At 73.1% G+C, this 12,956-nt stretch carries 2 protein-coding genes; both read left to right on the top strand.

Going from position 1 to position 12,956, the window contains the following annotated elements:
• The first annotated feature begins 114 nt into the window (after positions 1-114).
• On the top strand, positions 115-5,967 hold the full coding sequence (locus ACWDR0_RS32855; RefSeq protein WP_456355482.1) for an amino acid adenylation domain-containing protein: 5,853 nt from the start codon (positions 115-117) through the stop codon (positions 5,965-5,967).
• A partial coding sequence (locus ACWDR0_RS32850) for an amino acid adenylation domain-containing protein (RefSeq protein ID WP_456355481.1) occupies positions 5,967-12,956 on the top strand: 6,990 nt, incomplete at its 3' end. The genes ACWDR0_RS32855 and ACWDR0_RS32850, both read left to right, overlap by 1 nt.

The raw sequence follows: 12,956 nt of genomic DNA, 5'->3' as shown, positions 1-12,956 counted from the left end.
GGACGCGTACGAGGTCGGACTGCCCAACCAGGGCGTCATGATCCTCTACGAGGTACTCAACGAGCGCGAGGGTGTGCTCGCCGAGCGGACGTACACCCGGACTTCCGGGAGGTACTGGCCCGGGTCCGGCGCGCCGGCCTGGACGCCTTCGCCCATCAGGACATCCCGTTCGAACGGCTGGTGGAGGAGCTGGCACCCGAGCGTTCGCTCTCCCGGCACCCGGTCTTCCAGACGATGCTGACGCTCCAGAACACGGAACGGACGGCCTTCCGGCTCTCCGCCGCGGACACGTCCCCGCACACAGCCGCAGCTGATGCCACCAGTACGGCCCGGCCGGGTACACCGGCCTACGGGACCGGAGCACCCGCGGCGGCCGAGTCGGCGGCACGGTTCGATCTGGATGTGACCCTGGCGGAGAACTTCGACGACCGGGGCCGCCCGGCCGGACTGCGCGGTTCGGTGAACGGATCGGCCGATCTGTTCGAGCCGGAGACCGTGGCCGGGATCGTCGCCCGGTTCACCCGTGTGCTGGACAGTGTGCTCACCGCTCCCGATGTTCCGCTGCACGCCGTGGGTGTACTGGAGACGGCGGAGCGGGAGCTGCTGGTCCACGGGTGGAACGACACCGCCGTCGTCCTGCCCGGCCGGGACGTCGTGCAGTCCTTCGAGCACTGGGCGGCGACCACGCCCGATATGCCCGCGGTCCTCGCGGGTGGAGCGGCCGGAGCCGAGCCGGCGCAGCTCACGTACCGCGAGCTGAACACCCGGGCCGACCGGCTGGCGCACCGGCTCACGGAGCTCGGCGCCGGGCCGGAACGATTCGTCGCCGTGGCTCTGCCCCGGACGCCCGAGCTGCTGGTGGCTCTCCTCGCCGTGGCCAAGTCCGGCGCCGCGTACCTGCCCGTCGACACGGACTATCCCGCCGAGCGGCTCGCGTACATGCTCACCGAAGCGGCGCCGGTCGCCGTGGTGACGACGACGGCGCTCGCGGACACGGTGCCGTTCACCGGAGCACGCGTCGTCCTGGACGATCCGGACACCGCCGCGGCGATCGCCGCCCGTACGGCCCCCGCGGCAGGCTCCGCGGGCCGGGCCGGCGCGCATCCGATGTATGTGATCTTCACATCCGGTTCCACCGGACGCCCCAAGGGCGTGGTCGTCCCTCGCGAAGCACTGACCAATCTGCTGGCCGGGATGGCCGACCGGACCGGTGTCGGCCCCGGCGACCGGATGCTGGCGGTGACCACGGTCGGATTCGACATCGCCGGCCTCGAACTCTTCCTGCCGCTCGTACGGGGTGCCACCGTCGTACTGGCGGGCAAGGACCTCGTCCATGACCCGGCGGCCCTCGTCCGGCTGGTGCGGGAGACCGGGGTGAGCGTCGTCCAGGCCACACCCAGCCTGTGGCAGTCGGTGCTGGCGGGCGGTGAGGTCGAGCTGCCCGGAGTGCGCGCGCTGGTCGGCGGCGAGGCACTGCCCGCCGAACTGGCGGCGGCACTCGTCCGCTCGGCCGGTGAGCGGGGCGAAGTCCTCAATGTGTACGGCCCGACCGAGACCACGGTCTGGTCGACCGCGGCCCGGGTCGGCGCCTGGAACACCGCTGTCCCGCCGATCGGCCGGCCGATCGCCAATACCCGGGTCTTCGTACTGGACGAGGCGCTCGCCCCCGTCCCCGTGGGTGTGTCCGGTGAGCTGTACATCGCGGGCCAGGGACTGGCCCGCGGATACCTCGGCCGGCCGGCGCTGACCGGGCAGCGTTTCGTCGCCTGCCCGTTCGGTGCGGGCGGCGAGCGGATGTACCGCACCGGCGACCTGGTGAAGTGGAACGCCGACGGTGAGCTGGTGTTCCTCGGCCGTGTCGACGAGCAGGTGAAGATCCGCGGCTACCGGATCGAAACCGGGGAGGTCGAAGCCGCCCTGCTGAGGCATCCCGGAGTGGCCCGGGCGGCGGTGGTCGTACGGGAGGACGTCTCCGGCGACCGGCGCCTGGTGGCCTACGTCGTCCCCCGCGACCCGGAGGGCGGCACCGCGGACCCGGCGGCCAGTACGGCAGCCGAGACGGGGGACCCGGCGGCCGGTGCGGTGACCGGACTGCGCGAGTACGCGGCACGCTGGCTGCCCTCGTACATGGTGCCCGCCGCGGTGGTGCCCCTCGCGGAACTCCCGCTGACGTCGAACGGGAAGCTGGACCGGAAGGCGCTGCCCGCCCCCGAGTACGCCTCGGGCGAGGGCCGGGCGCCCGCCACCGTCCAGGAGGAGCTGCTCTGTGCCGCCTTCGCCGATGTCCTCGGCCTGGAGTCGGTCGGTGTGGACGACGGGTTCTTCGACCTCGGCGGTCACTCGCTCCTCGCCGTACGGCTCGCCTCCCGGATCCGTACCGTCCTCGGAGTCGAACTCTCCCTGCGCACCCTCTTCGAGACGCCTTCCCCGGCGGGCCTGGCCGCGCAGCTGAGCGATGCCGCGAGCCGGGCGCGTACGGCGCTCCGGGCGGGAGCGCGGCCGGAGCGGATCCCCCTCTCCTTCGCTCAGCGGAGGCTCTGGTTCCTGGGTCAGTTGGAGGGGCCGAGTGCGACGTACAACTTGCCGGTGCCGGTGCGTTTGCGTGGTGATGTGGATGTGGTGGCGCTGGATGCGGCGTTGCGGGATGTGATCGGGCGGCATGAGTCGTTGCGGACGGTGTTCCCGGTGGTGGAGGGGGAGCCGTATCAGCAGGTGCTGGATCCGGAGGAGCTGGACTGGGGTCTGGATGTCGGCAGGGTGGGTGCGGGGGAGCTGTCCGAGGCGGTACGGCTGGCCTCAGGCCATGTCTTCGACCTGTCGGCAGAGATCCCGGTCCGCGCCTGGCTGTTCACCACAGAAGCCACCGGCACCACAGACCCCACCGACACTGCCGACACCACCATGGGCGGTGACGACAGCCCCGAACGCGTACTCGTCGTCCTCGTCCACCACATCGCGTCCGACGGCTGGTCGATGGCACCCCTCGCCCGCGACGTGTCGGCGGCCTACGAGGCGCGCCTCGCCGGACGGGCCCCGGACTGGGAGCCGCTGCCGGTCCAGTACGCCGACTACACCCTCTGGCAGCGGGACGTACTCGGCGCCGAAACCGACCCCGCCAGCCTGCTCAACGCCCAGGTGGAGTACTGGCGGCGGACCCTCGCCGGGGCGCCGGAGGAGCTGGCGCTGCCCACCGACCGGCCGCGCCCCGCGGTGGCCGGCCACCGTGCCCATCGGGTGCCTCTCGAAGTCCCGGCCGCGGTCCACCGGAGGCTGGCGGAGCTGGCGCGGGCCGAGGGTGTGACGGCGTTCATGGTGCTCCAGGCGGCGCTGGCGGTGACCCTGTCCCGGCTCGGGGCCGGTCACGACATCCCCATCGGCTCACCCGTCGCGGGCCGCACCGACGACGCGCTCGACAACCTCGTCGGGTTCTTCCTCAACACCCTCGTCATCCGCACCGATCTCTCCGGCGAACCGGACTTCCGGCAGGTACTCGGCCGGGTCAGGAACGCGAGCCTGGGCGCCCTCGCGCACCAGGACGTACCGTTCGAGAAGCTCGTCGAGGAACTCGCGCCCGCCCGGGCACTGGGACGGCACCCGCTCTTCCAGACTATGCTGACGCTCCAGAACACCGAGCGGACCGCACTGGACCTGCCGGGGCTGCGCACCGGCGGCGGTGGAGGGCTCGGGCCCGAGGACTCCGCCACCGCACCGGGCCGGTACGACTTCTTCGTATCCGTCGGGGAGGTCTTCGACGAGCAGGGGCGGCCCGCCGGACTGCGCGGAACCGTGACCGTCACGGCCGATCTGTTCGACGCGCCGACAGCGGGCCGGATGGCCGGACGCTTCCTGCGCGTCCTGGAATCCGTCACGGCCCGGCCCGGGGTGCCGGTCGGCCGCGTGGACGTCATGGGCGACGACGAGCGTGACACGGTCCTCGGGACCTGGGCCGGGAAGACGACCGCGCCGCTCCCGGTCCGCACCGTCGTGGAGGCGATCCGCGACCGGGCGGCGGCCGTGCCCGGCAGCATCGCCGTCGTCGCCGACGGTACGGAACTGTCGTACGCGCGGCTCGACACGGAGACCGACCGCCTCGCCCACCGGCTGACCGCCCTCGGGGCCGGACCGGGGACCGTCGTCGGCCTCTGCCTGCCGCGGGGCGTACGGACCATCGCCGCGATCCTCGCCGTCTGGAAGGCGGGGGCGGCCTATCTGCCGGTCGACACCCGCCTCCCGGCCGACCGTATCGCCTTCATGCTCGCCGACAGCGGCACCCGGCTGGTCCTGACGGACGGAACCGGCGCCGGCCATCCGGCCGGGGCATTCGACGGCGTCACCATCGAGCCGTTCACCGACAGCCCCGACGGCCCCGACAGCCCCGACGGCCCCGACAGCCCCGGCAGTCCCGACGGCCCTACCGGCCCCGACGGCCCCGGAACGGCCGGAGACTCCGCCACCGCGCCGCTCCGCACACCGCATCCCGCGGAGCTCGCGTACGTGATCTACACCTCCGGCTCCACGGGCGTGCCCAAGGGAGTCGCCGTCACCCACGGCGGACTCGCCCGCTATGTGGCCTCCGTCTCCGGCCGGCTCGACTGGTCCGCCCCGGAGACGCGGTACGCGCTGCTGCAACCCCAGGTCACGGACCTCGGCAACACGGTCGTCTTCGTCAGCCTGGCCACCGGAGGCCGCCTGCACATCCTGGACGAAGCGGCGGTCACCGACCCCGAAGCGGTCGCCGCCTACCTCGACGAGCACCGCATCGACGCCGTGAAGGCGGTCCCCTCGCATCTGGCCGCCCTCGCCGCCGGAACCGAGGCGTCACGCGTCCTGCCGGCCCGGTCCCTGGTCCTGGGCGGCGAGGCCGCCCCCGCCGCCTGGGTGGCACAGCTCACCGCGACCGCCGACGGCCTGCGGATCCACAACCATTACGGGCCCACGGAGACCACGGTCGGCATCACCACCGCCGAGCTGACCGGAAGCCCCGGCACCGGTACGGTCCCCATCGGCACCCCGCTCGACGGGACCCGGGTGTACGTCCTCGACGACGCCCTCGCCCCGGCCCCGGTCGGTGTCGTCGGCGAACTGTACGCCGCCGGTGCCCAGGTCGCCCGGGGCTATGTGGGCCGGCCCGGGACGACCGCGGAACGCTTCGTGGCCTGCCCGTACGGCCCCGGCGGCGAGCGGATGTACCGCACCGGGGACCTGGCGAGGTGGACGCACGACGGTCGGCTCGTGTTCGTGGGCCGCGCGGACGACCAGGTCAAGGTACGGGGCTTCCGCATCGAACCGGGGGAGGTCGAGGCGGCACTGCTGACCCATCCGGGTGTTGGCCGCGCCGCGGTGATCGCGCGGGAGGACACCCCGGGGTCCCCGAGGCTGGTCGCCTATGTCGTCCCCGCCGGACCGGACCCCGCCACCGGTGGAACGGCCGTGAAACCTGCCGGACCCGACCCCGCCACCGCCGGACCGGACCCCACCACCCCCGCCGAGGCGAACCCCGCCCAGGCGAGCCCGGCCGCCACCATCACCACCGGTGACGACGGCCTCCGCCGCTACCTCGCCGGACTCCTGCCCGACTACATGGTCCCCTCCGCCGTCGTCCTCCTCCCCGAACTGCCGCTGACCGCGGCCGGGAAGCTCGACCGCAACGCCCTCCCCGCCCCCGGCCGGACAGCGGCCGCGACGGACCCGCGCAAACCGGCGGACGAACGGGAGACGGCCCTCTGTGAACTCTTCGCCGAGGTACTGGAGTTGCCCTCGGTACAGGTCGACGACAGCTTCTTCGACCTCGGCGGGCACTCCCTGCTCGCCATCAGACTCCTCTCCCGCATCCGGGCCGTGCTCGGAGTGGAAGTGAAGATCCGCACCCTCTTCGAGGCGGCGACCCCCGCGGCCCTCGCCGCCCGGCTCGGCCACCGGAAATCGGCTCGACCGGCCCTACGTCCGATGCGTAAGGAGAATCAGTGATGATTCCGTTGTCGTTCGCGCAGCGGCGGCTGTGGTTCCTCGGTCAGCTGGAGGGCCCGAGCCCCACCTACAACCTCCCCCTGGTGGTCACGCTCACCGGCGACCTGGACACCGGGGCGCTGAACGCGGCACTCCGGGACGTCATCGGGCGCCACGAGTCGCTGCGCACCCTGTTCCGGGTCGCGGACGGTGAGCCGTACCAGCACATCCTGCCGCCGGAGGAGCTCGACTGGGAGCTGACGGTGCGCCGGGTCGCACCGGACGACCTGGCCGCGGCGGCGGAGGAAGCCGCCTGGTACACCTTCGACCTGGCGTCCGGAGTGCCGATCCGGGCCTGGCTGTTCCTGACCGAACCGCAGCCGGGCGAGCCGGACCCGGGACGACAGGGGGAGCCGGATCACGGGCGGACGGAGCCGGACCGCGGACCGGGCGAGCAGGACCTCGCCCCGGCAGAGAACCTGCTGGTCCTGCTCGTCCACCACATCGCCGGTGACGGCTGGTCCATGGGCCCGCTCGCCCGCGACGTATCGACGGCGTACGAGGCACGGCGGCGGGGCGAGGCCCCCGACTGGCCGCCCCTGCCTGTCCAGTACGCCGACTACACCCTCTGGCAGCGGCAGGTCCTGGGCGAGTCCTCCGACCCGGAGAGCCTGCTGTCGGTACAGGTCGACTACTGGCGGCGGGCGCTCGACGGCGCCCCCGAGGAACTGCCCCTGCCCGCCGACCGGCCCCGTCCCGCCGTCGCCGGACACCGCGGGCACCGCGTCCCCCTGCGTATCCCCGCCGATGTGCACGGCCGGGTGGTGCGCCTCGCCCGCGCCGAGGGCGCCACCCCGTTCATGGTCCTCCAGGCCGCACTCGCGGTCACCCTGTCCCGGCTCGGCTCGGGCACCGACATCCCAGTCGGCACCGTCGTCGCGGGCCGTACCGACGAAGCGATGAACGATCTGGTCGGCTTCTTCGTCAACACCCTCGTCATCCGCACCGACCTCTCCGGCGACCCGGAGTTCCGGCAGGTGCTGCGACGGGTGCGCGAGACGGGTCTCGGGGCGCTGGAGCACCAGGACGTGCCGTTCGAGAAGCTCGTCGAGGAGCTGGCCCCGACCCGGTCCCTCAGCCGCAACCCGCTCTTCCAGGTCTCCCTGACCGCCCAAACCACCCGGCGGTCCGGCCTCGAACTCTCCGACGTCCGGGCGGCCGGCGGCACGCGCGGCGCGGCCGAGCCCACGACCGTCCCCGTCAAGTTCGACCTCGACGTCGTCGTCGGCGAACTCTTCGGCACCGGCGGCGAGCCCGCCGGACTGCGCGGCTCCTTCACCGGATCGGACGACCTCTTCGACCGGGACACCGTCGAAGCCCTCGCCGGACGGTGGCTGCGGGTCCTCGACCAGGTTACCGCCGACCCGGGCGTACGCCTGGCGGCCGTTGAACTCCTCGGCGCCGGTGAACGCGACCTCCTCCTCGACACCTGGAACGCGACGGCCGCCCCGGTCGACGCACCCACCGCGGTGGCCCTGTTCGACCGGCAGACCGCCGCCACCCCGGACGCCGTGGCGGTTCGCGGCGACGGTGTCGAACTCACCTACCGCGAACTGGACGCGCGGGCGAACCGGATCGCCCACCTCCTCATCGGCGCCGGAGCGGGCCCCGAAACCGTCGTCGGCCTCTGCCTGCCGCGCGGCGCGGGCCTCGTCACCGCCCTGCTGGGCGTCTGGAAGGCCGGCGCCGCCTATCTGCCGCTCGACTCCCGGCACCCCGCCGAACGCATCGCGTTCATGATCTCCGACAGCGGCGCGCACCTGGTGCTCGCGGACACCGAGCACACCGCCGACCGGGCCGGTGCGTTCGGGGCCGTCCCGGTGATCGTCCTGAACGAACCCGGCACCCGGGACGCCGTCGCGGCCCTCCCCGGCACCCCGCCCGCCACCACCGTCGACCCCGCGGGACTCGCGTACGTCATCTACACCTCGGGCTCCACCGGCACCCCCAAGGGTGTCGCCCTGACCCACGCGGGCGCGGTCAACCTGGCCGCCGCCCAGCGCGAGCGGCTCGCCACCGGACCCGGATCCCGCGTCCTCCAGTTCGCCTCCACCGGATTCGACGCGGCGACCTGGGAAGTCCTCATGGCCCTCGGCTCGGGCGCCGCACTGGTCGTCGCCCCGGCCGCCGAACTGGTCCCCGGCCAGGGGCTCGCCGAGGTCGTTGCCCGCCACGCGGTCACCCACGCCACCCTGCCGCCCGTCGTCCTGGGCGCCCTCGGCGACGGCGACCTGGACTCCGTGACCACGCTGGTGTCCGCGGGCGAAGCCATGGACGGCGCACTCGTCGACCGCTGGGCGCCCGGCCGCGAGCTGATCAACGCCTACGGCCCGACGGAGATCACCGTCTGCGCGTCCATGTCGGCGCCCCTGGCCCCCGGCGGCGAACCGGTCATCGGCACCCCCGTCGCCAATACCCGCGTCCATGTCCTGGACACGGCGCTCAACCCCGTCCCGGCCGGTGTACCCGGGGAGCTGTACATCGCCGGATCCGGCGTCGCCCGCGGCTATGTGGCCCGGCCCGGACTGACCGGCGAACGCTTCACCGCCTGCCCCTTCGGCCCGCCCGGCGAGCGCATGTACCGCACCGGCGACCTGGTGAAATGGACAGCGGACGGCCGGCTGCTCTTCCTCGGCCGCTCCGACGAGCAGGTCAAGATCCGCGGCTTCCGGATCGAACCGGGCGAGGTCGAGGCCGCTCTCCTCACCCACCCCGCCGTGCGCCAGGCAGCGGTCGTCGCCCGCGAGGACACCCCGGGCGACCGGCGGCTGGTGGCCTACGTCGTCCCCGAACGTGCCGCCCCGGCCGCATCGGGTCCCGGCACCGACCCCGGCACCGGCAGCGAGACCGGAAACGACGGCGGTCACGCGGAGGACGGCGAAACCACCACGACGACACCCGGCACCGCACCGGACCCCGACCCCGGCCTGCTGACCGAGCACGTCGCCCGGCACCTGCCCGACTACATGGTGCCCGCGGCCGTCGTCACCCTGCCCGCACTGCCCCTGACGGTCAACGGAAAGCTCGACCGCAAGGCACTGCCCGTCCCCGACTACTCCGCCGCGGCGGGCGGCGGCCGTGGCCCGGAGACCGTACAGGAAGAGATCCTGTGCGCCGTCTTCGCGGAAGTCCTCGGCCTGGAAACGGTCGGTGTGGACGACAACTTCTTCCGGCTCGGCGGACACTCCCTGCTGGTGGTCTCCGTCGTCGAGCGGCTGCGCGCCCGCAATGTCCCGGTCTCCATCCGTACCCTGTTCGAAGCGCCCACGCCCGCCGGGCTCGCCCGCGCCGCCGCGGCCGCCCCCGCGGACGTACCCGAGAACGCCATCCCCGCCGACGCCCCGCACATCACCCCCGGCATGCTGCCGCTCATCGATCTCGACCAGGCCGAGATCGACCGCATCGTCGCGACCGTCGACGGCGGCGCGCCCAATGTCGCCGATGTCTACCCGCTGGCCCCTCTCCAGGAGGGCATGCTCTTCCACCATCTGCTGGCGGACACCACGGCGGACGCCTACGTCACCCTCCGCGCCGTCGAGTTCGACTCCCGGACCCGGCTCGACTCTTTCACCGAGGCCCTGCGCCGGGTCGTCGCCCGCCACGACATCTACCGCACCGCGGTCGTCTGGCAGGGACTCGCCGAACCCGCCCAGGTCGTCTGGCGCCGCGCCGAACTGCCCGTAGTCGAACACACCCTCGACACCGTCCTCGATACCGACACCGTCCTCGATACCGACACCGGCCTCGATACCGGCACCGGCACCAGCCCCGGCACCAGCCGCGACGGGGACGCCCCGGACGAGGCCCAGGGCGACGGCGCACCGGGCACGGCTGCGGTGGACACCCTGGTCGACGCCCTGGTGGCCGCCGCCGGAACCGCCATGGACCTCCGGCGCGCCCCCCTGATGGACCTCCACACGGCACAGGTGGCACCGGACCGGTTCCTGGGCGTGGTACGGATGCACCACATGGTCCAGGACCACATGGGCATGGACGTCCTCCTGCGCGAACTGCGCGCCGTACTCTCCGGCGAAGCCGACCGGCTCGCACCACCGCTGCCGTTCCGGGACTTCGTCGCCCAGACCCGGAGGGTCCCCAGGGCCGAGCACGAACGGTTCTTCACCGGACTGCTCGGCGATGTCACCGAGACCACCGCACCGCTCGGTGTCACCGACGTCCGCGGCGACGGCTCCGACACCGCGACCGCCGTGACACCGGTACCCGACGACGTGGTCACCCGGCTGCGGCACACCGCTCGCGACCTCGGAGTCAGCCCCGCCACCGTGCTCCACGTGGTGTGGGGCAGGGTCCTGGCCGCTCTCTCCGGCCGGGACGACGTCGTCTTCGGCACCGTCCTCTTCGGCCGTATGAATGCCGGAGAGGGCTCCGACCGCGTGCTCGGACCGTTCATCAACACCCTTCCGGTCCGGGTCCGGACGGACCGCGACGGACTGCGGACCGCCGTCGGCCGCATGCGGACCCAACTGGCGGAACTCCTCGAACACGAGCACGCCCCGCTCGCCGTGGCCCAGCGCGCCAGCGGACTCCCGGGCGACGTCCCCCTCTTCACCGCCCTCTTCAACTACCGCTACATCGGCACGCAGCCGCAAGCCGGACCGGATGCCGGAACCGGGGCCGCCCCGGATACCCGACAGGCAGCCGCACAGGAGGAACAGCGGCCCGTCGACGGCATCCGCAGCGTCTACTCCAGGGAACGCACCAACTACCCCCTCGCCGTCTCGGTCAACGACCTCGGCGGCGCCGGGATGAGCATCACCGTCCAAGCCGTCGGCCCCATCGACCCCGACCGCGTCGGACAACTGCTCCGCACCGCAACCGAGGCCGCCGTCACCGCACTCACGGCCGGCCCCGAAACTCCCCTGACCGGTATCGACGTCCTCGGTGCCGACGAACGCGCCCGGATCCTCGACCAGTGGAACGACACCGCGCGCCCCACCGGGAACGCGACGATCGTCGACCTCTTCCGGCGGCACGCCGACGCCTCACCGGACAACGCGGCCGTCGTCGCCGACGGCGTGCGCACGACCTACCGCGAACTCGACACGGAAGCGGGCCGGCTCGCCGGTCGACTGCGCGCCCTCGGTATCGGCGCCGAATCGGTCGTCGCCCTCTGCCTGCCCCGCGACGCCCGGATGATCACCGCGATGATGGCGGTCTGGCAGGCCGGGGCGGCCTATCTGCCCATCGACGCCCGGCTCCCCGCCGACCGTATCGCCTTCATGCTCGCCGACAGCGGCGTACGGCTGACCCTCGCCGTGCGCGGCGAAGCCGAGAGCCTCGGCGACGCCCTCGACGGCACCCCCGTGGTCTGGCTCGACGACCCGGCCGGCCCCGGGCAGCCGACCGCGGACGACGTTCCGGCCGCCGTCGACCCCGCGGCCCTGGCATACGTCATCTACACCTCCGGGTCCACCGGCACCCCCAAGGGCGTCGCGGTCACCCACGGCTCACTGGCCAATCTGGCCACCGGCTTCGGCCCCCTCACCGGCGCGGCCCCCGGCAAGGGCATGCTCCAGTTCTCCTCCTTCAGCTTCGACGCCTCCGTACTGGAGACCAGCACCGCCCTTGCCGCCGGAGCGACCCTCGTCATGGCCGGAACCGGTCACCGGGAACAGCCGCACACACTCGCCGGGCTGCCCGGCCTCGACATCGCGTTCATGCTCCCCTCCCTGCTCGGAGTTCTGGCCCGGGAGGCCCTCGCGGGCACCGGGACCCTGCTCGTCGGAGCCGAGGCCGTCGACGAGGACACGGCCCGAACCTGGGCACCCGGCCGCCGGATGCTGAACCTCTACGGCCCCACCGAGGCCACCGTCCTGGTCGCGGCCGGCGAGGTCGACCCGGCGGCCGACGGACCGGTGCCCTTCGGCCGCCCCATCGCCAACAGCCGTCTGTACGTACTCGACGACCGGCTCGACGCCGTGCCGGTCGGCGTGGTCGGCGAACTGTACATCGCCGGATCCGGCGTCGCCCGCGGCTACGTCGCCCGGCCCGCACTCACCGGCGAACGCTTCGTCGCCTGCCCCTACGGCCCCGGCGGCGAGCGGATGTACCGCACCGGCGACCTGGCCCGCTGGACCGACGACGGCCGGCTCGTATTCGCCGGACGCGCCGACGACCAGGTCAAGATCCGCGGCTTCCGCATCGAACCCGGAGAGATCGAGAAGGTCCTTGTCTCCCACCCCGATGTCGCCCGGGTCGCCGTCGTGGTCCGGGAGGACCTCCCCGGCGACCGCCGGCTCGTCGCCTATGTCGTCGGGGCCGGTGCGGAGCGCCCCCGCGACACCCTGGACACGGCCGCCCTGCGCGGCTTCGTCGGCAGAAGACTGCCCGCCTACATGGTGCCCGCGGCCATCGTGGAGCTGCCCGAACTGCCCCTGATGGTCAACGGCAAGCTCAACCGGCGAGCCCTTCCCGCGCCGGAGTACACGAGGGAGACCGGACGGGCCGCCGCCACGGTCCAGGAGGAGTTGGTCCGCGGTGCGTTCGAGCAGGTTCTCGGACTGCCCTCGGTCGGCATGGACGACAGCTTCTTCGACCTCGGCGGACACTCCCTGCTGGCCGTCCGCCTGGTCTCCCGGATCCGGGCCGTCCTCGGCGTCGAACTCTCCCTGCGGACCCTGTTCGAAGCCCCGACGGTCGCCGGACTCGCCGCCCGGCTCACCGCGGGAGCCGGCGAGCGGGCCCGACGGCCACTGACGGCGTCGGCACGCCCGGAGCGGACACCCCTGTCCTTCGCCCAGCGCAGACTCTGGTTCCTCAACCAGTTGGAAGGCCCCAACGCCCTCTACAACCTGTCGACGACGATCAGACTGAACGGAGAGGCCGACAGCGGCGCCTTGAGCGCCGCGTTGCGGGATGTGATCGGGCGTCATGAGTCGTTGCGGACGGTGTTCCCGGTGGTGGCGGGGGAGCCGTATCAGCGAATCCTG

The organism is Streptomyces sp. NPDC003691, assembly GCF_053981115.1.
Note: the sequence above shows the minus strand (reverse complement) of the source record. Positions and strands in the feature narration are given on the sequence as shown.